Raw genomic sequence first — 23,059 nt, 5'->3', positions numbered from 1 at the left:
AAACCCCAACGCACCTGTCAGATCTGACAGGTGCCAACTTCGCCTTCCCGGCGCCTAATCACTCCATCGCCCCCCCACTCGGCAGGAGTGCCTTCAATGCTCGTCCAACCCCGCAAAGACATCAACACACTCGCCTTGAACGATCCGGAAATCACGGGCGGCGTGCTGTTGCCCGACGGCATCTGGGGGGTCAACCTCGCGGCCGCGCGACTCAACTTTCCCGACAAGGGGTTGAAGTGCCAGATTCCACCCTGGAACAACATGGACGAGGGCGACAAGGTCGAACTGCTGCTCCATGGCGCGGTGATGGATCAAAAAACCATCTACGACGCCAGCGAAATCGGCGAGCGTGTCACCCTGTTCGTGCCGCCGAAGCGGCTGCTGACCGGGGCCTCGACACTGTCCTACAAAGTGACCCGCTTTTCCCAGCGACCCGAGGAAGGCCCGACACTCACCCTCTTCGTCAAACTCGAACTGCCCGGCGGCCAGGACACCGACCCTGACTATGGTCACTCCGAACTGGCCATCGCCTTCCTGCCAGAGAATGTCGTGCGCGACGGGGTCGACAAGGACAACGTCAAGGACGGCGTGGTGGTGATTGTCGCTCCCAAATCCGGCTCCGGCCTGCCCTACCCCAATGCCGCCGTGGGGGATGTGATCCATGTCGGGTGGGCCGGTCAAACCGTATTGTCCGCCCCCCTCACCCAGGCCCAGGTCGACGCCCCTGATGCCAACCCGGTCAGGATCCTCATCGACGAAGCCACCCTGCTGGCGGCCGGGGATTCGGACCTCGCCGGCCTGTCCGTCAGCTACATGATCCGCGACCGCGTGCTCAACCAGTCCGAAGACTGGTGCAAGGAGGCGCGCATCATCGTCGACACCGGTAATTCGCGGCTGCTAGCGCCGATCCTTGAACAGGCTGACGGGCTTATTCTGGATCTGGAAAAACTCGGTGATGACCTCCCGGTGCTGAAGGTCTGGGCTGAGGATCCAAATGAGTTCAGTCAGGGCGATGTCATCGTCATGCGCCTCACCGGCACCACGGCCGAAGACAAATCCGTCGACATCGTCGTGCGCCAGAGCATTGATAAAAACCCGCCGGTGGAGGTCGATATCCTGCACAGCAACCCTGGCCTGCGTTCGCTGGGGACACGCTCAGCCATTTATTCCTACGAACTGGAGAGCGGCAGCGACGGCAAGATCATCCAGCGCTCCAAGTCACGCACCATCACTGTCGTCGGCGAACCGACACGTCTGGCGGCACCGATTGCGCTGGATGCGCCGCAGGGGGCACTCGACCCGGACGCAGCCAACTACCGCATCCGCATTCCCTACGATCTGTCGATCACCGCAGATAATGCCATCGAACTGAAATGGTTCGGCACCCGCCCCGACAACACCAGCTACGACCCGGCACTGGACTGGTATTTTCCCACGGAGGAAGAAGCCAGCGCCCCGGCCGGTTTCATCATCACCGTCGAAGGCCGGCACGGCAAAACCCTGGAAGGCGGCTCGCTGGATCTGTCGTACAACCTGCTCAGCGCAGGGGAAAACGACGAGATCATCAGCCGCGCCTCACAACACGCCGCGCGCTTGATCGTCGGCGAACCGAAATTCGAACTGGTGCCACCGATCGTCCTCGGCGAAAAGGACGGCGCGCTGGAACCGGCTGATCTGCCCGGCGGCGTCGGCAAACTCACCGCTCCGCGCCCGGTGGCCAGGCCGACCGAAGCAAACGATATCGTCACCTACACCTGGTTCGGCGAAGTCAGCGGCGAGAAGGTAGATTTCAAAAAGCTCAATGCACTGTCCAAGGACAAGGACGTCGACTTCACGCTGGATGCGGCGTTTGTGGCGCAACACATCGAACCCAACCGCGGGAAGAAGGTGACGGTGCGGTATCGGATTTTTCGGGATGCGAGCAAGGACACAAGTTATTCCAATGTGCTGGAGTTTGTGGTGGGGCAAGCTGAATCAGCGAAATTGCCCGCTGCCGTCATCAAGGAAGCCAAGGGCGACCAATTGAACCCGGACGATGTAACCGATGGCGCCACCGTCGTGATCGCGGCCGAAGCTCAGTTGAAGTCCGCCGATGAAGTCAGCGTCACCGTAGAGGGGCAAAATACCGTCCCTCTTCCTGCGTACACCGTAAAGCCTGACGAAGCCGATAAAGAGCTGTCGTCGATCAAAATCCCGCACAGTGTAATCAACGCCGAACAAGGCAATCGCATCGCGTTAAGTTACACCGTCAAACGCCTGGCAGGAGGAGTGGACGGCCCCTCAGATCCGACGATATACGACGTCACCGAAGTGTTCGTACCCATCGAATTGCAACTGCCATTTCTGGTGGCGCCGGCGGTCGACCCCATCGATGTACTGGAGTATCCGCAGGGCGTGACGATACGCATCGAGTACCTCCAGGCACTGGACGATGATCGGGCACAGCTGGTCGAGGTCAATCCACCCGCAGGTGCGCCGGAGTTTCCACTGGTGCCGTTCAACGCCAACAAACGCACCAACACCCTGCTGACAAAGGCTTTTCTGATCGCACGACAAGGCAAGCCCATGGTGTTTCGCTGGCACCTGAATCGCAATAATGCAGAGGTTGCCCGATCGCTTGAGCTGAACCTGAGCGTGTCGAAGATTAACGAGGGCGATACGCGTTTGCCGACGCCGCTCATTGATGGCAAGACCGGCAATGAACTCGACATCCTGCTGTTGCTGCCCACCGCCCAGCTCACCGTTGCGACCTGGCCGCACGTCGAGGGTGAGCGACTGTGGTTGCAGTACGAAGGCAAGGACAATCAGGACCAGACCGTGACCTTCGACGACCTTCGCGGTGAAGTGGGCGTGGGTGCATCAGGCTTGAGCCGGACGGTGCCGCTGGACTGGTTGAAAGACTTGAAAGATGGCAGTGAGTTGAAGGTGACGTTCAAGGTTAATTTTGATGGGGTGGCGAATGCGGCGACGGCGGTTGGGTTTCCGGTGCGCCGCTATAGCGTCCGAACCGTCAAACAGGTGGATCCGACCATCATCTCGGTGAAAGGTCATTCCGCCAGCGGCCCGGAGATCCCCGACGGTGCGACTACCACCGCAACCACACTCATGCTCACGGGCGAGGGCACTGCCAATCAGGCAATCACGCTGCGTGACAATGGTATTGCCATAGTCACATTCGACGTAAACCCTCAAGGCGACTGGAGCCGTACGCTGACTGAACAGGATATTGGAGACCATCGCTATACGGTCAGGTCAGCAGATGGCTCGACTCCAGAGTCTTCGGCGAGAACGCTGACCCTCTCGCACATGACCGACTTTCAGGACAGCACTTACAACGGCTGGGACCTCTACACGGGAGCCCGAAGCGGATCAATTCGCGTCCATGCAGGCGAGAGGGCGTTCTTCAACTTCACTGACGTAGCCCCCTCCACAGGCTATTCGGGTGCCATTTTTTACCAGGACTTTGTGCTGGCGCCCGGCACCTACACGTTCACAATGAAGGCTTGTCACATCCGCGAGTTTCCCAACACCAATCTGGTCAATCCGATTCTGGCACTCACCACCAGCTTGCCGAATAGCCCGCAAGTCGTTCGTGAACTTCCTAAAAACGGCACCAAATATGACTTCTCGCTTACGTTCACGGTTGCCGCTCGTCAATCTGTCAGGCTCTATATCGTCAATCACCAGGACAATGGCATCGGTAACGATTTTGGCATCTTCACCATCGGCCTGAGCAAAGGAAGCACAAATGTGAATGGCGCGATGGAAACCCTCAATGAACTGCCACCCTACACCGGAGCACTGCAGACAATCGTGTTGCCCCAGCCGTCGGGAGTGGCCTCTGATAGCGGGCAATCATAGATTCTGTTTTTTGATACCCGCCATGATGTCAGCAAGGACGAGCGCCCTGGCGTAAAGCATGAAAAACCCGCCGCCCCGATCATCGGAGCGGCGGGTTTTGTCGTTTCGGACTTTGCTTACACCGTATCCACCTTCAACGAATGATCATTTAGCATCCCGCTGATGATCGTCGCCGTGTCGTGTCCGCCAGCGACCAACCCGCCCGCCCCCGGCGTTACGCCGTAATGGCTGGCGAGGTTGACACCGGCCAGGTCGATGGTCTGGTTCGGCGTGGCGCCAGCCAGGGCGCTGACGTCGATGCTGGTGAGCACCGAGGCGCCGCTGCCGGTGACGGTGAAGTGCAGGTAGTCGTCGAGCGACGCGGTGCTGCCGTTTTCACCTTGCAGCAGTTGCGACAGGTCGAGCTTGTCGGTGCCGGGGGTGAAGTCGGTGATCGTGTCGTGGCCACTGTTGCCCTTGAGGTACTGGAAGGTGTCCGCGCCCGGCCCGCCGGTCAGGGTGTTGTTGCCCAGGCCGCCGATCAGCAGGTCATCGCCACCGCCACCGTTGAGGATGTCGTTGCCCAGGCCGCCATTGATCACGTTGTTATTGTTGTCGCCGGTGAGGGTGTCGTTGAAGTTCGAGCCGATCAGATTTTCGATGTTGCTGAGGGTGTCGGTGCCGGCGCCGAGGGTGTTTTGCGCACCGAGCAGGCCGAGGTTGACCGTGACCCCGGCGGTGGCGTGGGCATAGCTGACCGTGTCGATGCCGGTGCCGCCGTCGAGCAGATCATTGCCTGGGCCGCTGTAGAGCAAATCGTTACCCGCGCCGCCGTGCAGCTCGTTGTTGCCTGAGCCTGCGGTGAGCACGTCGTTGCCGTCGCCCGCGTTGAGGATGTTGTTGCCGGTGCCGGCCACCAGCACGTCATCCCCAGAGGTGCCGGTGAGGGTGTGGCCGTCCTGATAGCTGATGGTCACATTGGCCGTGTCGCTGCCACCGTGGTTGTCGTTGGCGGTGTAGGTGCCGTTGAAGTCCGGCGTCACGTCGTGGGCGCCAGCGTAGTTGACCGTCATGGTCAGTTGATAATTTTCCGCCGCCGTCGGGCTGCTGCCGCTGGTGTTGCTGATGTTGGTCACGTGGATCTGGTACGTGCCATCGGCGCCGGCGGTGATGGTGCCCCCATCGGCAATGCTGGTGAACGCGCCCCCGTTGACCGAGTACTCCAGCGTGATATGCCCGGCCGCCAGGTTGTGATCCAGGTTCAGCGTCTCGCCCTGTTTCAGTTTGACGGTGATCAGGTCTTCATCGTTGGCATTGGCGTTGGTCACCGCACCGAGGTAGCCGCTGATCACCAGCACGGCGGTCATGGCGGCGGTGTTGGCAGCGAACGCATTGCGCACGTCGGCCAGGGTCTGGTTGGCGGCGTTGTTGCCGGTGCCATTGAAAGTGATTGCGCCGCTGCCGGTGAAATCTGCGCCCCTGGCCACCCAACCGGTGTTGAAGGTGGTCGGTGAGGCGTTGAGCGTATCGCCATTGGGGTCGGTGTCGTTGGCCAGCAGCAACTCGCCCGGCACCGTGACGCTGCTCGACAGCACGTTGGTGATGACGTGGTCGTCCATCGCCACTGGTGGCGCGTTGGGGATCACTTTCACGGTCAGGGTCGAGCTGGCGAGGTCGCCGTCGTTGTCGCTGAGGGTGAAGCCGATGTTCTCGGTGATCACCGTGGTCGTGGTTTTCTGTGAGGTGTAGCTGTAGTCACCGGTGTCGAGGTTGATCACCAGCGTGCCGCTGTTATTGGTGGCAATGCTCAGGCTGTTGTTCACCGTATTGAACGTGCCGTGGTTGGTGCCGCCGCTTGCGGTCAGCGACCCCTGACCGCTGTTGGCGCGCGGGTCATAGGTGTAGGTGGTGCCGTCGACCACGATGGATTTGATGAAGCCGCCATCGGCGCCGAACGTCCCGCCCTCGCCCAGCAGCGAACCGGTAACCGGCGCGCCTTCAACGGTGCCGGACAGCACCGAGTTGAGTTGATTGAGGTCGGTGACCACCACCGCGTTGGTGTTGGTGTGGCTGATGCCGTCATACGCCAGCGGGTCGAGGTTGGCGTTGCTCACGCCGCTGCCGAGGCCGATCGCGTAGTTCTTGATGTTGTTGGCATCGAGGAAGGCTTTGAGCGTCGCTTCGTCGGCAGTACCAATATCGCCCTCGTTGGGTTTGCCGTCGGAGAAGAAGTAACCGACGTTCTGCGCCCCGGTGAGTTTGCCCGAGGTGTTGAACGCGTTGTACATGGTCGCCACGGCAGCGTCGTAGTTGGTGCCACCGCCAGCGGTGAGTCCGGCGAGAATGGTTTTCGCTGTGGCCACATCGACCCATACCGTGGTTCGGTCGGTGGCGTTGCTGCTGAAGGTGACGAGCTGCACTTTCACATCGCCGAGGTCGTCGTACTTGTCGAGCAAGGCGCTGATGGCTTGCTTGGCCAAGGCCAACCGCGACAGGCCCGGTACGCCAGAGGCGTCGGCCATACTGCCGGAGATGTCGAGGACGATAAGGATGTTGGAGTCGATCTCCACCGCCGCCACCGAGCGATCCGAGGCTACGGCTTTGGGCACGTCGTCGACGATGTTGACCACGATCGTACTGGTGGTGCTGTTGCCCAGCGCATCGGTGGCTTTGTAGGTGAAACTTTCGCTCAGGGTGTTGGCACCATCGTTGGCGTTCGGTGTGGTTTTCGGTGCCGAGGTCAGGGTGTAGGTGTAAGTGCCATCGGCGTTGAGCTGGATCTGACCGTACGTGCCGGTGGCGCTGCCGACCAGGGTGTAAGTGATCGCGCCGCTGCCGCCGGTGACTGCACCGACCAGCGTGCCGGTGGTGGTTTCGCCGGTATTGGTCGGGTCGCTGCCGGTGACCGTACCGGGGGCCAGATCCTGGCCGTCCTTGGTCAGGTCGAGGGCTTTTTCGTAGACCGTCACGTCCTGGTCCACCGACGCCACGAGTTTGCTGTCGGCGACGTTGATGGTGATGGTGGTGGTGCTTTCGTCGCCATCGCTGTCGCGGATGGTGTAAGTGAAGGTGTCAGTGGCGCCTGGTGGGCTCACCGAGTTCGGGTTGCTGTGATAGACGGCGTTGCCGGCCGCATCGAGGGTCAGGTAACCGAAGTTGCCATTGATGTTGCTGTTGAGACCGCCGATGGCCGAGGTGCCGGTATTGCTGCCGGCACGCACACCGACCACCGTGGCCGCGCCATCGGCCCCGCTGATGTCATTGCCGAGCACGCTGACGTTGACCGTACCGCCCTCCGCCACCGAACCGGTGTCGGGTTTGGCGGTCGGCAAGTCGTCGATGATGTTGACGTTGATCTGCCCGCTGGCGGTGCTGCCATCGGTATCCGTCGCCACCACGTTGAAGTTTTCGGTGAGGCTGTTGGCACCGCTGCCGGTCGGGTGGGCTTCGTTGTCGACCAGGGTGTAGCTGTAACTGACGACACCGGTGGCCGGGTTGTAACCGGTGACGGTGAAGGTGCTACCCAGCGGCGAAACCACCGATTGCGGGAAGCCTGCGGCGACACCATTGGTCACCACGGCAATGCCACCGACGGTGAGGGTTTGCAGACCATCGAGAGCGGTGACGGTGAAGGTGCCGCTCTGAGTCAGCGCCGGGGTGTCGGGGCTGGTGCCGTCGCTGAGGTTTTTCTCGTAGACGGTGAGTTCGCCGCCATTGACGTCGAGACCGTTGAGCAGCACCGGATCGTCGTTGTTGTGGATGTTCAGCACCAGGTTGGCGGTGCTGGTGTCGCCGTCGGCATCGGTCAGGGTATAGGTGAACGTCTCGGTGCCGTTGCCGCCGCCATGCAGGTTTTTGAAGTCGGCATCGTTGGGGTTCAACGTGTAGGTGTACGTGCCGTTGGCGTTGAGTACCAAGGTGCCGTACGTCCCGACGACAGTAGCGGGAGTGATCGGCCCGGCATTCGGTCCGGTCGCGACCATATCGGCGCCTTGCACATCGTTGGTCAGCACATTGCCGGTCAGGGTCAGTTGCGTTTCCGAGGCGCTGTTGGCGTTGCTGTCGTTCACGGCTTTCGGCACGTCATCGACGATGCTGACGACGATGGTGCTGTTGACGATGTTACCGAGCGAATCGGTGGCCTGATAGGTGAAGGTTTCGGTCAGGGTGTTGGCGCCGTCGTCGGCATGCGGTGTAGTGGTGGCCGCTGAGGTCAGTGTGTAGGTGTACGTGCCGTTGGGGTTGAGGACGATCTGCCCGTAGTTGCCAGTGGCGCTACCGACCAAGGCATAGCTGATCGCGCCGACCGCACCGGTGACCGAGCCGACCAAGGTACCGGACGCGGTTTCGCCGGTGCTGGCCGGATCGCTGCCGGTGACCGTACCGGCGGCCAGGTCCGCGCCGTCCTTGGTCAGGTCCAGCGCTTTTTCGTAGACAGTGACGTCGGTGTCACTGGTTGCATACAGTTTGCTGTTGGCGACATCAATGGTGATGGTGGTGGTGCTTTCATCACCGTCGGAATCGCGCACGGTGTAGGTGAACACATCCACCGCGCCCGGGCCATTCACCGCATTCGGATTACTGTGGTAGACGGCGTTGCCGTTGGCGTCCAGGGTCAGGTAGCCGTAGGTGCCGTTGATGTTGCTGTTGAGGCCGCCGATGGCCGAAGTCGAGGTGTCGGCGCCGGCACGCACGCCGACCACCGCACCGGTTACGGCCGGGCCGTCGGCGCCGCCGATGTCGTTGTCCAGAACGTTACCGCTGACCGTCCCGCCCTCCACCACCGATGCAGCATCAGGATGAGCGCTGGGCAAATCATCGACGATGTTGACGTTGATCTGGCCGCTGGCCGTGCTGCCATCGGTGTCCGTCGCCACCACGTTGAAGTTCTCGGTGATGCTGTTGGCACCGTTGGCGTTCGGATGGGTTTCGTTGTCGACCAGGGTGTAGCTGTAACTCACAACACCCGTGGCCGGGTTGTAACCGGTGATGGTCAAGGTACTGCCCAGCGGCGTGGTGACCGATTGCGGGAAACCGGCGGCCACGCCACCGGTGACCACGTTGATGCCGCCCACGGTCAGGGTTTGCAGACCATCGAGGGCGGTCACGGTAAAGGTGCCGCTCTGGGTCAGCGCCGGAGTGTCGGGGCTGGTGCCGTCACTGAGATTTTTCTCGTAGACGGTGAGTTCTCCACCATTGACGTCGAGGCCGTTGAGGTAGACCTGATCGTCGTTGTTGTGGATGTTCAGCACCAGATTCGCCGTACTGGTATCACCGTCCGAGTCAGTGATGGTGTAGGCGAAGGTTTCCGTGCCGCTGCCACCGCCGTGCAGGTTTTTGAAGTCGGCATCGTTGGTGTTCAGGGTGTAGGTGTACGTGCCGTTGGCGTTGAGCACCAAGGTGCCGTACGTCCCGGTGAACGTGCCCGGGGTTACCGGCCCGGTCGGTACGCGATCCGCGCCTTGCACGTCGTTGGTCAGGACGTTGCCGGTCAGGGTCAGCAAAGATTCCGACGCGGTGCTGGCGTTGCTGTCATCCACGGCTTTCGGCAGGTCATCGACGATGTTTACGTCGAGGGTGGCGTTGGCAGTGGTGCCGTTGTCATCGACAACGGTGACGGCGAACTGCTCTGGCAGATTGTTCGCGCCGTTGGCGCTTGGATGGGCTTCGTTATCGACCAGGGTGTAGCTGTAGCTGACCACGCCGGTCGCCGCGTTGAAACCGGTGATGGTCAACGTGCTGCCCAACGGCGTGGTGACCGATTGCGGGAAACCGGCGGCCACGCCGTTGGTGACGACAGCGATGCCGCCGACGGTCAGGGTTGTGACGCCATCGAGTGCGGTGATGGTGAACGTGCCGCTTTGGGTCAGCGCGTTGGCGTCCGGTGCGCTGCCGTCAGTGAGGTTTTTCTCGTAGACGGTGAGTTCTCCACCATTGACGTCGAGGCCGTTGATGATCACCGGATCGTCGTTGTTGTGGATGTTCAGCACCAGGTTCGCGGTGCTGGTATCACCGTCCGAATCGGTAATGGTGTAGGCGAAGTTTTCCGTGCCGTTGCCGCCACCATGCAGATTTTTGAAGTCGGCATCGTTGGTGTTCAGCGTATAGGTGTAAGTGCCGTTGGCGTTGAGCACGAGGGTGCCGTAAGTGCCGGTGAACGTGCCTGGAGTGACGGGGCCGGTCGGTACGCGGTCGGCGCCTTGCACGTCGTTGGTCAGGACGTTGCCGGTCAGGGTCAGCAAGGTTTCCGACGCGGTGCTGGCGTTGCTGTCATCCACGGCTTTTGGCAAGTCGTCGACGATGTTCACGTCGAGGGTGGCATTGGCGGTGGTGCCATTGTCATCGACCACGGTGACGGCGAACTGCTCAGGCAGATTGTTTGCGCCGTTGGCGCTTGGGTGGGCTTCGTTATCGACCAGGGTGTAGCTGTAACTGACGACGCCGGTCGCCGCGTTGAAACCGGTGATGGTCAACGTGCTGCCCAACGGCGTGGTGACCGATTGTGGGAAACCGGCGGCCACGCCGTTGGTGACGACAGCGATGCCGCCGACGGTCAGGGTGGTGACGCCATCGAGTGCGGTGATGGTGAACGTGCCGCTTTGGGTCAGCGCGGTGGAATCCGGTGCGCTGCCGTCAGTGAGGTTTTTCTCGTAGACGGTGAGTTCGCCGCCGTTGACGTCGAGGCCGCTGATGACCACAGGATCGTCGTTGTTGTGGATCTGCAGGACGAGGTTGGCGGTGCTGGTATCGCCGTCCGAGTCAGTGATGGTGTAGGCGAAGGTTTCCGTACCATTGCCGCCACCGTGCAGGTTTTTGAAGTCGGCATCGGTCGGGTTCAGCGTGTAGGTGTAGGTGCCGTCGGTATGCAGTTCCAGGGTGCCGTAGGTGCCGGTGAAAGTCCCGGCAGTGACAGGACCGGTGGGCACACGGTCGGCGCCTTGCACGTCGTTGGTCAGGACGTTGCCGGTCAGAGTCAGCAAAGATTCCGACGCGGTGCTGGCGTTGCTGTCATCCACGGCTTTTGGCAAGTCGTCGACGATGTTCACGTCGAGGGTGGCATTGGCGGTGGTGCCATTGTCATCGACCACGGTGACGGCGAACTGCTCAGGCAGATTGTTTGCGCCGTTGGCGCTTGGGTGGGCTTCGTTATCGACCAGGGTGTAGCTGTAACTGACGACGCCGGTCGCCGCGTTGAAACCGGTGATGGTCAACGTGCTGCCCAACGGCGTGGTGACCGATTGTGGGAAACCGGCGGCCACGCCGTTGGTGACGACAGCGATGCCGCCGACGGTCAGGGTGGTGACGCCATCGAGTGCGGTGATGGTGAACGTGCCGCTTTGGGTCAGCGCGGTGGAATCCGGTGCGCTGCCGTCAGTGAGGTTTTTCTCGTAGACGGTGAGTTCGCCGCCGTTGACGTCGAGGCCGCTGATGACCACAGGATCGTCGTTGTTGTGGATCTGCAGGACGAGGTTGGCGGTGCTGGTATCGCCGTCCGAGTCAGTGATGGTGTAGGCGAAGGTTTCCGTACCATTGCCGCCACCGTGCAGGTTTTTGAAGTCGGCATCGGTCGGGTTCAGCGTGTAGGTGTAGGTGCCGTCGGTATGCAGTTCCAGGGTGCCGTAGGTGCCGGTGAAAGTCCCGGCAGTGACAGGACCGGTGGGCACACGGTCGGCGCCTTGCACGTCGTTGGTCAGGACGTTGCCGGTCAGAGTCAGCAAAGATTCCGACGCGGTGCTGGCGTTGCTGTCATCCACGGCTTTCGGCAAGTCATCGACGATGTTCACGTCGAGGGTGGCATTGGCGGTGGTGCCGTTGTCATCGACTACGGTGACGGCGAACTGCTCAGGCAGATTGTTCGCACCGTTGGCGGTCGGGTGGGCTTCGTTATCGACCAGGGTGTAGCTGTAGCTGACCACGCCGGTCGCCGCGTTGAAACCGGTGATGGTCAACGTGCTGCCCAACGGCGTGGTGACCGATTGCGGGAAACCTGCGGCCACGCCGTTGGTGACGACAGCGATACCGCCGACGGTCAGCGTGGTGACGCCATCGAGTGCGGTGATGGTGAACGTGCCGCTTTGGGTCAGCGCGGTGGAATCCGGTGCGCTGCCGTCAGTGAGGTTTTTCTCGTAGACGGTGAGCTCGCCGCCTTCGACGTTCAGGCCATTGATGACTACCGGATCGTCGTTGTTGTGGATCTGCAAAACCAGATTCGCCGTACTGGTATCACCGTCGGAATCGGTGATGGTGTAGGCGAAGGTTTCCGTGCCGTTGCCGCCACCGTGCAGGTTTTTGAAGTCGGCATCGGTGGTGTTCAGGGTGTAGGTGTACGTGCCGTTGGCGTTAAGCACTAAGGTGCCGTAAGTACCGGTGAACGTGCCCGGGGTTACCGGCCCGGTCGGTACGCGGTCCGCGCCTTGCACGTCGTTGGTCAGGACGTTGCCGGTCAGGGTCAGCAAAGATTCCGACGCGGTGCTGGCGTTGCTGTCATCCGCGGCTTTCGGCAAGTCGTCGACGATGTTCACGTCGAGGGTGGCATTGGCGGTGGTGCCATTGTCATCGACTACGGTGACGGCGAATTGCTCAGGCAGATTGTTCGCGCCGCTGGCGGTTGGATGGGCTTCGTTATCGACCAGGGTGTAGCTGTAGCTGACCACACCGGTCGCCGCGTTGAAGCCGGTGATGGTCAACGTGCTACCCAGCGGCGTGGTGACCGATTGCGGGAAACCTGCGGCCACGCCGTTGGTGACGACAGCGATGCCGCCGACGGTCAGGGTGGTGACGCCATCGAGTGCGGTGATGGTGAACGTGCCGCTTTGGGTCAGCGCGGTGGAATCCGGTGCACTGCCGTCAGTGAGGTTTTTCTCGTAGACGGTGAGCTCGCCGCCTTCGACGTTCAAGCCATTGATGACTACCGGATCGTCATTGTTGTGGATCTGCAAAACCAGATTCGCCGTACTGGTATCACCGTCGGAATCGGTGATGGTGTAGGCGAAGGTTTCCGTGCCGTTGCCGCCACCGTGCAGGTTTTTGAAGTCGGCATCGTTGGTGTTCAGGGTGTAGGTGTACGTGCCGTTGGCGTTAAGCACCAAGGTGCCGTAAGTACCGGTGAACGTGCCCGGGGTTACCGGCCCGGTCGGTACGCGGTCCGCGCCTTGCACGTCGTTGGTCAGGACGTTGCCGGTCAGCGTCAGTTGAGTCTCTGACGCCGTGCCATTGCTGTCATCGAACGCTTTCGGCACGTCGTCGGTGATGTTGACGTCGAGCGTGCCGGTCGCGGTGTCGCCGTTGCTGTCGCCGGCAATCACCGTGAACTGTTCGCTGAGGTTGTTCGCGCCGTCGCCGGCCGCGTGGCTTTCGTTGCCGTTGAGGGTGTAGCTGTAAGTGACCACGCCCGTCGCCGGGTTGTAACCGGTGATGGTCAGGGTGTTGCCCAGTTGCGTGGTGACCGATTGCGGGAACCCGACCGCGACGCCGCCGTTGATCAGGTTGATGCCGCCGATGCTCAGGCTGGTCAGACCGTCCGGCGCCGACACGGTGAAGCTGCCGCTTTGCGTCAGTGCGCCCGGGTTGGCCGACGAACCGTCAGGCAGATTGGCTTCACTGAGGTTCAGTTCGCCGCCCGCCACATTCAGGCCGGTAAGGGTCACCGGATTGTTCACCGGTGGCGGCACCACGACAGCCGGGGTGTCATTGCCGTTGTCGATCACCGCGTTATGGCGTTCTTCAGGGAATTCGGGAATACCGCCGAACCCGGCGGTGGGGAAACCGATGATCGGGTCGACGCGTCCGCCGACTTCGGTCAGCAGGACAAAACTGTGACCGCCGCCCGCCTCTCCCGGTGCGCCGCCCGGGGCATTCGGACCTGCCGCGGTGGCTTCAGCGGTTTTGCTCGGATCATCACCGGCGGCGATGGCTTTCTGGATCTGCTCGACATCGGTCAATTGCGCGTCGCTCGGTGTCACAGCCTCCGCGGCATTTACATGCGCCGCCTGACCCGCCAGCAGTTCACCGGTCATGGTCATGCTGCTGCCGCGTCCGAGGGTCAGTTCCTGGCCGTTTTGCAGATGAACGGCGACAGCGCCTTCCGCGCCGGTGATCAGTTGATCGCCGACAAACAGGCGATCCCCCTCAACCAGTGCGCGCTTAGTACCGTCGGCCGACTGAGCGAAAACCTGGCCAATGACTTTAGTGACTGTGCCAATGAGCGTTGCCATGTGAAATCCTCCGCTGCCGACCACCGTCGGCACTGGTAAGCGAAGCAGCCCATGGCTCAATCGGGTTGTTGGAGGCGACGCTCGCACCTTCAACAGTTCGTTTCGCAGGTGGCTTTTTTCGGAAACATCAGTGCTATCAAGCACTTCCGCATCCTGATCAAAGCCATACGCCCACTAACGCTACGTAACGGTGGTGAATCACCCGAGTGACAAAAAACTGTCACTCATCTGCCGCTACGCGTCCCTCCCCTTCAGCATTACTTCGCCGTATGTCGCAAAGTGAATGGAACTTTCCTCAAGCCTTTTTGTGCTCCCTAAAGCGCATGAAACAAAGGCTTTCGTCCTGAACAATGTGCCGGTTTTCGCCAAGCGCATAAGTTTTTTTCGGCATAAGCCTTATGAAAATTTTTTCTTAGCTACGCTTCAGGATGTTCTTAGCTCTGTTGTTACAAGAGTGAAACGCTTACACCTTAAAAGTTCGTCAAATATTTGGCGACAGTAACACACCATCAGGACTCAGGGAGATGCACCCATGCGCGTTCTAACCCCCCTCTGCAGCGCGGTTTTGCTGGCCATGGCTTGCACTTCTCAAGCCCAGGCAATGAACCTCACCGAAGCGATCCAAAGCACCATTGCCACCCACCCCGAACTGGCCTCGCGCGTGGACGCAAAACTGTCGGCCGACGAACAAGTGAAAGTCGCCAGGGGTGGCTTCTATCCGTCCGTCGATCTGAACGCCGCTTATGGTCGCGGCTACAGCGACAACACCAACACCCGGGCCCTCGGTAATCACCACACCGCCATCCTCAATTACACCCAGTCCGAGCTGCGCCTGCGGCAGATGCTGTTCGACGGGTTCAACACCGCCAACGAGGTCGAGCGCACCAAGGGTGTGTCCAACTCGCGCGCTTATTACGCGCAAGGCACCGCCCAGGATCTGGCCCTGCGCACCATCGAGGTCTACCTTGAAGTGCTCAAGCGTCGCGAACTGGTGAGCCTGGCCAAAAACAACCTGCAGGCGCACTTGCGGGTCAACGATCAGATCGGCCTGCGCACCCAGCGGGGCATCGGCAGCACCGCCGACTCCGACCAGTCGGTGGCCCGTAAGGCGCTGGCACAAAACAACCTCGATACCGCCGAAGTCGATCTGGCCGACGCCGAATCGAACTTCTATGCCGTGGTCGGGCGCATGCCCGATGAGCTGGAAGCTCCGGCCTCGACCCGCGGCGAATTGCCCGCCAGCCTGCCCGAAGCCCAGCAGAGCATGGTCGAGAACAACCCGTACCTGAAATCCGCCCAGGCCGACGTGCAATCGGCCGAGAGCCAGTACGAAGTCGCCAAGTCGCCGTTCTATCCACGCTTCGATGCCGAAGCCGCGGTGGGTGCGAACAACAATGTGCAAGGTGATGAAGGCCACGACAACGAATGGCGCGTGGGCGTGATCATGAACTACAACCTGTTCCGTGGCGGCAGCGACAAGGCCCGTCTGGCCTCCGATGCGCACCAGATCAACCAGGCGATGGACATCCGCAACAACGCCCTGCGTCAGTTGAACGAGAACATTCACCTGGCCTGGAACGCCATGGTCAACGCGAAGAAACAGACCCCGACCGCCCGCGAATACGCCGAGACCACCAAACGCGTGCGCGCGGCGTATCAGGATCAGTTCGGCCTCGGCCAACGCACCCTGCTCGACTTGCTCGACAGTGAAAACGAGCTCTACAACGCCAACCGCCGCTACACCGAAATCCGCTACACCGAGGAATATTCGATGTACCGCGTGCTGGCGAACATGGGCCAGTTGCTGAGCAAACAACGGGTGGTGCTGCCGGCGGATGCGATTGCGGCGACCGAAGTCAAAAACGAAGCACGCCTGCCTGAGCTGAAATAAACGAAAACCCATGTGGCGAGGGAGCTTGCTCCCGCTGGGTTGCGCAGCAATCCCAAAGATTTGAGCAGCAATGAGATCCATGGGACTGCTGCGCAGCCATCGGGGATAAATCCCCTCGCCACAGGTTGGACCAGTCATTACAGGGGCGATCAATATGACCAGCATGGAACCCGGCCACTCCGGGGTCGATCCGCGGCTGAGCTTCGATGATCCGTTACTCGACGGTCTGTTGATCCTCTGCAAACTCCACGGCGCAATCGTCAGCCGCGCCAGCCTGAGTGCCGGGCTGCCCCTGAACAAGCAACGCCTGAGCCTCGACCTGCTGCCTCGCGCCGCCGCCCGGGCCGGGTTGCAGGCGCGCGTGTTGCGCCGAGAGTTGAAAGATATTTCGCCGCTCAATCTGCCGATTCTGCTGCTGCTCAACGACGGCCGCACCGCTGTGTTGCGGCGCTTCGCTGAAGACGGCAAAGCGCTGATCCTGCCCAGCGAAGCCGATGGCGGCGAGCAATGGATCAACCGTGAAGAACTCTCCGAGCACTACAGCGGCCAGGCCTTGTTCGCCCGTCCGCGCCACGAACTGGAAGACTTGCGTTCGCCGCTGGTGCCACGGGTGCATGCGTGGTTTCGTGACACCCTGAAACTGTCGAAATGGCTCTACAGCGATGCGATTCTCGCCAGTTTCCTGATCAATCTTTTAGGCCTGATGGTGCCGTTGTTCGTCATGCAAACTTACGACCGCGTGGTGCCGAATCAGGCCACTTCGACCTTGTGGGTGCTGTCGATCGGTTTGCTGATCGGCACCGGGTTCGAACTGGTCCTGCGGGTAGTGCGCGCGCACCTGCTCGACACCGCCGGCAAGAAGACCGATGTGATCCTTTCTGCGACTTTATTCGAACGCATCACCGGCATGTCGATGAAGGCGCGCCCGGCGACCATCGGCGGATTCGCCCAGAGCATTCATGACTTTCAGGGCCTGCGTGAATTCCTCACGGCGGTAACCCTGACCAGCCTGATCGACCTGCCTTTCGTGGTGTTGATGCTGGTGGTGATCGGCCTGCTCGGCGGCTGGCTGGTGGTGATTCCGCTGCTGGCGTTTCCGATCACGATCATCTTTGCCCTGGCGATTCAGGTGCGCCTGCGCGACACCGTGCAGAAGAGCCTGAGCCTGGGTGCCGAACGCCAGGCGCTGCTGATCGAAACCCTCGGCGGCCTGGAGACCCTCAAGGCGTGCAGTGCCGAAAGCGAGCGCCAGCACAAATGGGAAAGCACCCATGGCGCCCTCACCCGCCTCGACAGCCATGCGCGCAACCTTTCGGCGCTGGCGACCAACGGCACGCTGTTTATTCAGCAGTTTTCCGGGATGGCGACGATTGTCGCCGGGGTCTACAGCATCATCGCCGGCAACCTCAGCGTCGGTGCACTGGTCGCCAGTTACATGCTCGGCAGCCGCGTACTCGCGCCACTGGGGCAAATCGCCGGGCTGATCACCCGCTACCAGCAAGCGCAACTGACCATGAAAAGCACCGATGCGCTGATGGGCCTGCCGCAGGAGCGCGACGGCAAGCAACGGCCACTGGAGCGCACCCAGTTGCAAGGTGCACTGGACGTCAGTGGCGTGACCTTTCACTACAACGGCCAGAACGCGCCGGCGCTGAGCAACGTCAGCTTCAGCCTCAAACCCGGCGAACGGGTTGGCATCATCGGCCGCAGCGGCTCGGGCAAAAGCACCCTGGCGCGATTGCTGATGGGCTTCTACGAACCGGAAGAAGGCCAGCTACTGCTCGACGGGCTCGACCTGCGCCAACTCGATGTCGCCGACCTGCGCCAGCAGATCGGTTACGTCGCCCACGACCTGCCACTGCTGGCCGGCAGCCTGCGTGACAACCTGACCCTCGGCGCGCGCTATATCAGCGATTCGCGCATGCTCGAAGTCGCTGAACTGACCGGCGTCACCGAACTGGCTCGCCAGCACCCGCAAGGTTTCGACCGCCCCGTGGGCGAGCGTGGGCAATTGCTCTCCGGCGGCCAACGTCAGGCCGTGCTGCTGGCCCGGGCGTTGCTGCTCGACCCGCCGATCATGCTGCTCGACGAACCCACCAGCGCCATGGACAACAGCAGCGAAGACCTGCTGCGCCAGAAGCTGCACGGCTGGGTGCAAGGCAAGACGCTGCTGCTGGTCACCCATCGCACCTCGATGCTCAGTCTGGTGGACCGGCTGCTGGTGCTGGACAACGGCCGGGTCGTTGCCGACGGTCCGAAAGAAGCGGTCATTGATGCACTGCGCAAGGGCCGCGTCGGCTCGGCGGCGGTCTAGGAGTTACCCATGTCAGCTGCATCCGATGGCAAATCACGCGGCTACTTCGACAGTTTCGGCAAAAGCGCCGAAGCCGAGTTCATGCCGGAAACCGCCGGCGCCTCCTTGCAGGATTCGCCACGCTGGTCGCGGATTACCGTGTGGCTGGCCGCAGCGCTGCTGATCAGTGCGTTGGTCTGGGCCAAGTTCGCGGTGCTCGAAGAAGTGACCATGGGCGAAGGCAAGGCGATTCCGTCGAGCAAGGTCCAGGTGATCCAGAACCTTGAGGGCGGGATCGTCACCGAGATTTTCGTGCGTGAAGGGCAGATGGTGAACAAGGGCGACAAGCTATTGCGCCTGGATGACACGCGCTTCCTGTCGAACAAGGGTGAGAGCGAGGCCGACCGTTACGCCCTGACCGCGCAAGTCGAACGCCTTTCCGCCGAAGCCGAGGGGCGCCCGTTCAAGCTGTCTGACGAGGTGATCGCCAAGGCGCCACAGGTCGCCGAAGACGAACGGGCACTGTACGACCAGCGCCAACGGCGGCTGGCCAGCGAGCAACGGACCCTCACCGAACAACTGCGGCAGAAGACTCAGGAACTGGCGGAGTTCCGTTCCAAACAGGGCCAGTACAGCTCCAGCCTGGCGTTGCTGCAGCAAGAGATGAACATGTCGGCGCCGCTGGTCGGCACCGGTGCGGTATCGCCGGTGGAAATCCTGCGGCTCAAGCGCAGCGCAGTGGAGATTCGCGGTTCGCTCAACGCGACGACGCTGGCCATCCCCCGGGCCGAATCGGCGATCAACGAGATCAAGAGCAAGATCGACGAATCGGAACAGACCTTCCGCTCCGACGCCGCCAAGGACCTCAATCAGAAGCGCACCGACCTGTCGAAAATCACCGCGTCGAGCATCGCCATCGACGACCGCGTCAGCCGCACCACCGTGACCTCGCCGGTGCACGGGGTGATCAAGCAGCTCAAGGTCAATACCATCGGCGGCGTGGTGCAGCCTGGCAGCGACATGGTGGAAATCGTGCCACTGGAAGACAACCTGCTGATCGAGGCCAAGGTTCGTCCGCAGGACGTCGCGTTCCTGCATCCGGGCCAGAAAGCCATGGTCAAGTTCAGCGCCTACGACTACACGATCTACGGCGGGCTGAGCGCAAAACTGGAACTGATCGGCGCCGACACCATCACCGATGACAAAGGCAACAGCTTCTACCTGATTCAGGTGCGCACCGATAAAAACCATTTGGGCGGGGATGCGAAGCCGTTGCTGATCATTCCGGGAATGGTGGCGACGGTGGACATCATTACCGGGGAGAAAAGCGTGCTGGATTATCTGCTTAAACCCGTGCTGAAGGCGCGGACCGAGGCGATGCGCGAGCGCTAGAAATGTCTGGATTTTGTGGTGAATTGACTGGCCTCATCGCTGGCAAGCCAGCTCCCACAGTGTCCGTGTCGAACACAAACCTGTGAATACCACAGAAACCTGTGGGAGCTGGCTTGCCAGCGATGAGGCCAGCAGAAGCACCGATTATTTTTCAGCATGATTGCGCTGAAAGGTCTCCTCCCCCATCGCCGCAATCTGCCCCTCGATCAACGCCTCGAACGGCTTGAGCAACGGCGCGAACGTCGCCGGCGCTTCGAGGGTTTCCAGCGCCTGCACAATCGCCTCGATGGTCGACAACGCCCCCGGCCCCGGAGCCTTGCGCAAGCGATAACGCGACACTCCGCCCTCGGCCAGCGTCACCCGGGGCAGCGCCGCCAGCAGCGGATTGAGATGGAGCATCTTGCGCGCCTTGCGCCAGGTGCCATCCGGCACCACCAGCAACAACGGTTGATCAGATTCACGGTAAGCCTGCATCGGCTGCGCATCGTCGGCGGGAAACAACAATCGCGCCTGATACCCCGGCCGGTTCAACAGCGTCGACAGATCCTCGAAAACTTCACCGACAATCAGTTCGGCATTGGTCAAACCCAGCGCCGCCAATCGTGCGGTGTTGAGCGCGTGATTGACCTCGCTCGGATGCTGCAACAGCAAGACCCGGGTGCGGCTGTCGAGGCGCGGGATCAGCGGGCACAGGCAATGGGTTTGGGGGCGCAGGCAGCGCGGGCATTGAGGTCTGGACATTCTTAAGCCTGATTGAGCTGTGCTTTGAGCAAATCACGAAAGGTCTGGATCAGCGGCTCGCGGCTGCGGCCCCGGCGCATGATCATCGAAAATGGCGCCTGGTAACCGAACGTCGCCGGCAGCAACACGCGCAAGTCGCCCTTGTCGGCCCAGGCCTGAGCGTAGTGTTCCGGCAAATAACCGATGTAGGCGCCGGATAGCACGAGAATCAGCTGCGCCTCCATACTTTCCACCGTGGCGGCGCTGTGTTTGAAACCGTGGCGCGCCAGTTCCGCCTGGCTCCAGTACCCACGACCGACCATGCGCTGCTGGGTGATGACCTGTTCGGGAATGCGCCGCTCGTTGAACAACGGATGCCGGCTGCTGCAATACAGCCAGTGCTGTTCGCGGTACAGCGGCATGTAGACCAGCCCGCTCATGCGCGTGGAAAACGCACCGATGGCCAGATCGAGACGGTTGTCCTGCACGCCGAGCTGCAGTTCGTACGGGCTCATCACCGACAGGTGCAAATGCACCGCCGGGTGTTCCTGGCTGTAGGCGCCGATGGCTTCGGCGAACGGCAAGGCCTTGTCGCTGACGGTGGAGTCGATCACCCCAAGGTTGAGCGTACCGCGCAGTTCGCCCTTGAGCGCAGCGGCGTATTGCTCGAAACCTTCGAGCTCGGCCAGCAGGCGCAGGGTTTCCTGATGGAACAGTTCACCCTTGCTGGTCAGGCTGAACCCGCCGCGTCCGCGATGACACAGCACCAGCCCCAGCGCCGCTTCGAGCTGACTCATGTAAGTGCTGATCGCCGACGTCGACAGGTTGAGTTCCTGCTGCGCATTGGCGAAGCCTTGATGGCGCACGACACTGACGAAGATGCGCAACAGTTTCAGGTCGGGTAAAGCGTTGGCCATGTCTACTCCGGGCTTTAGAGATGTATCGCCTGATAGAACCTTCCCTCACCCCAGCCCTCTCCCGGAGGGAGAGGGAGCTGATCTCCATGGCTTTCAAATCCTGAGTTCGACTCGATTTTTCAGGTCGATACAAATTCCGCTAACAACACGCTCGGCCCCCTCTACCTCCGGGAGAGGGCTGGGGTGAGGGCAACAATGTTCAGCCTGGCCAGAATCCCGAGACCGCAAAGTCTAATCCCGGCGTCGCCATTAGTTTAGAAAAATCTGAACTAAGTTTTTGCCCGTAGCGATTCTTCCGCCGCACTACATTTCGCAGAATCGGTCCCACAGCGGCGCCCGGACCTCCCCTGCACGGCGCGCCGACATAAATAAAACAAAGACGATGAGGCCCTACCCGTGGACAAGATTCTTCACCAACCACTGGGCGGCAACGAAATGCCGCGCTTCGGCGGCATCGCCACCATGCTCCGACTCCCCCATGTACCGACTGCTGCCGGCCTGGACGCGGCCTTCGTTGGCGTGCCCCTGGACATCGGCACGTCGCTGCGCCCCGGCACCCGCTTCGGGCCACGCGACATCCGCACCGAATCGGTGATGATCCGCCCGTACAACATGGCCACCGGCGCCGCCCCGTTCGACTCGCTGTCGGTCGCCGACATCGGTGACGTGGCTATCAACACCTTCAACCTGCTCGACGCCGTGCGCATCATCGAAGAAGCCTACGACAACATCCTCGAGCACAACGTGATCCCGATGACCCTGGGTGGCGACCACACCATCACCCTGCCGATCCTGCGGGCGATTCACAAGAAGCACGGCAAGGTCGGTCTGGTGCACATTGATGCGCACGCTGACGTCAACGATCACATGTTCGGCGAGAAGATCGCCCACGGTACGACCTTCCGTCGCGCCGTCGAAGAAGGCCTTCTGGACTGCGACCGCGTGGTGCAGATTGGTCTGCGCGCGCAGGGCTACACCGCTGACGACTTCAACTGGAGCCGCGATCAGGGCTTCCGCGTTGTTCAAGCCGAAGAGTGCTGGCACAAGTCGCTGGCGCCACTGATGGCCGAAGTGCGCGAGAAAGTCGGTGGCGGTCCGGTGTACCTGAGTTTCGACATCGACGGCATCGACCCGGCGTGGGCACCGGGCACCGGCACCCCGGAAATCGGTGGCCTGACGACCATTCAGGCGATTGAAATCGTCCGTGGCTGCCAGGGCCTCGACCTGATCGGTTGCGATCTGGTAGAAGTCTCGCCGGCTTATGACACGACCGGCAACACCTCGCTGCTGGCCGCCAACCTGCTGTACGAAATGCTCTGCGTACTGCCTGGCGTGGTCCACCGCTGAGGGTTCGGCCATGAACGAACGTGATCAGGTTCTGAAAGCGGCTGCCGATCTGGTGTCCGCCTTCGCCCGCAACGATCGCGAAGCTTACTTCGGCGCGTTCAGCGCCGATGCGAGTTTCGTGTTCTACACCCTCGAACAGCCCCTGCTGTCGCGCGATGCCTATCAGGCCTTGTGGGACCGCTGGCGCACCGAGGATGGCTTTGAAGTGCTGTCGTGCACGTCGAGCAACGCCTTCGTCAGCCTGCAAGGTGATGTGGCGATTTTCATCCATGACGTGGCCACCGAGCTGCGCATGCAAGGGGAGCAACACTTCAGCCAGGAGCGCGAGACGATTGTTTTCAAGAAACAAGCGTCGAGCCTAGAACAACAAGGCCATTGGCTGGCCTGCCACGAACATTTGTCCGCAATGCCGGAAGGGCTGCCATCCCCTTAGCCAAACAGGTGA

9 protein-coding genes are annotated in these 23,059 nt (G+C 61.3%); 6 read left to right on the top strand and 3 right to left on the bottom strand.

The features are described 5' to 3' along the window. Positions 1 to 96: 96 nt before the first annotated feature. Positions 97 to 3,861, top strand: a complete 3,765-nt coding sequence (locus HV782_RS08290; RefSeq protein ID WP_217890339.1) for a hypothetical protein — start codon at positions 97 to 99, stop codon at positions 3,859 to 3,861. Between the two features lie 116 nt (positions 3,862 to 3,977). Here HV782_RS08290 and HV782_RS08285 read toward each other — a convergent pair whose 3' ends face one another. Further along, positions 3,978 to 14,054, bottom strand: coding sequence for a retention module-containing protein (locus tag HV782_RS08285; RefSeq protein ID WP_217890338.1), 10,077 nt, complete (start codon positions 14,052 to 14,054; stop codon positions 3,978 to 3,980). Between the two features lie 532 nt (positions 14,055 to 14,586). Between HV782_RS08285 and HV782_RS08280 the strand changes: the two genes are divergently transcribed. The 3 genes from HV782_RS08280 (at position 14,587) to HV782_RS08270 (ending at position 19,630) form a co-directional block, all read left to right on the top strand. Continuing rightward, entirely contained in the window at positions 14,587 to 15,945 is a 1,359-nt protein-coding gene (locus HV782_RS08280; RefSeq protein WP_186744659.1) for a TolC family outer membrane protein, read from the top strand. Positions 15,946 to 16,099: 154 nt separating this feature from the next. Beyond that, a complete protein-coding gene (locus HV782_RS08275) occupies positions 16,100 to 18,259 on the top strand; it encodes a type I secretion system permease/ATPase (RefSeq protein WP_186744657.1) in 2,160 nt (719 codons plus the stop codon). Positions 18,260 to 18,268: 9 nt separating this feature from the next. Continuing rightward, complete coding sequence (locus HV782_RS08270) at positions 18,269 to 19,630, top strand: HlyD family type I secretion periplasmic adaptor subunit (RefSeq protein WP_128615231.1); 1,362 nt, start codon at positions 18,269 to 18,271, stop codon at positions 19,628 to 19,630. 144 nt (positions 19,631 to 19,774) lie between these two features. On the opposite strand, the gene HV782_RS08265 is transcribed toward HV782_RS08270, so the two are convergent. Together HV782_RS08265 and HV782_RS08260 are read right to left on the bottom strand one after the other, a co-directional pair. Continuing rightward, complete coding sequence (locus HV782_RS08265; RefSeq protein ID WP_186744655.1) at positions 19,775 to 20,371, bottom strand: tRNA-uridine aminocarboxypropyltransferase; 597 nt, start codon at positions 20,369 to 20,371, stop codon at positions 19,775 to 19,777. A gap of 2 nt (positions 20,372 to 20,373) precedes the next feature. Further along, on the bottom strand, positions 20,374 to 21,267 hold the full coding sequence (locus HV782_RS08260) for a LysR family transcriptional regulator (protein ID WP_007956593.1): 894 nt from the start codon (positions 21,265 to 21,267) through the stop codon (positions 20,374 to 20,376). A gap of 396 nt (positions 21,268 to 21,663) precedes the next feature. Here HV782_RS08260 and speB point away from each other — a divergent pair, with 396 nt between their 5' ends. Together speB and HV782_RS08250 are read left to right on the top strand one after the other, a co-directional pair. Continuing rightward, positions 21,664 to 22,614: an agmatinase gene (speB, locus tag HV782_RS08255; RefSeq protein WP_003222717.1), complete on the top strand. Its 951-nt coding sequence runs from the start codon at positions 21,664 to 21,666 to the stop codon at positions 22,612 to 22,614. Between the two features lie 10 nt (positions 22,615 to 22,624). Next, a complete protein-coding gene (locus tag HV782_RS08250) occupies positions 22,625 to 23,047 on the top strand; it encodes a YybH family protein (protein ID WP_186744652.1) in 423 nt (140 codons plus the stop codon). The last annotated feature ends 12 nt before the right edge of the window (positions 23,048 to 23,059 follow it).

Source organism: Pseudomonas monsensis (genome assembly GCF_014268495.2).
Classification (GTDB): domain Bacteria; phylum Pseudomonadota; class Gammaproteobacteria; order Pseudomonadales; family Pseudomonadaceae; genus Aquipseudomonas; species Aquipseudomonas monsensis.
This window is presented reverse-complemented; position numbering and strand designations above follow the sequence as displayed.

What these genes read in the sequence shown, in the direction of transcription:
- HV782_RS08280 (WP_186744659.1), top strand. Translation starts at nt 14,587, where the DNA reads ATGCGCGTTCTAACCCCCCTCTGCAGCGCGGTTTTGCTGGCCATGGCT.
- HV782_RS08265 (WP_186744655.1), bottom strand. Translation starts at nt 20,371, where the DNA reads ATGTCCAGACCTCAATGCCCGCGCTGCCTGCGCCCCCAAACCCATTGC.
- HV782_RS08290 (WP_217890339.1), top strand. Translation starts at nt 97, where the DNA reads ATGCTCGTCCAACCCCGCAAAGACATCAACACACTCGCCTTGAACGAT.
- HV782_RS08270 (WP_128615231.1), top strand. Translation starts at nt 18,269, where the DNA reads ATGTCAGCTGCATCCGATGGCAAATCACGCGGCTACTTCGACAGTTTC.
- HV782_RS08275 (WP_186744657.1), top strand. Translation starts at nt 16,100, where the DNA reads ATGACCAGCATGGAACCCGGCCACTCCGGGGTCGATCCGCGGCTGAGC.
- HV782_RS08260 (WP_007956593.1), bottom strand. Translation starts at nt 21,267, where the DNA reads ATGGCCAACGCTTTACCCGACCTGAAACTGTTGCGCATCTTCGTCAGT.
- HV782_RS08250 (WP_186744652.1), top strand. Translation starts at nt 22,625, where the DNA reads ATGAACGAACGTGATCAGGTTCTGAAAGCGGCTGCCGATCTGGTGTCC.
- HV782_RS08285 (WP_217890338.1), bottom strand. Translation starts at nt 14,054, where the DNA reads ATGGCAACGCTCATTGGCACAGTCACTAAAGTCATTGGCCAGGTTTTC.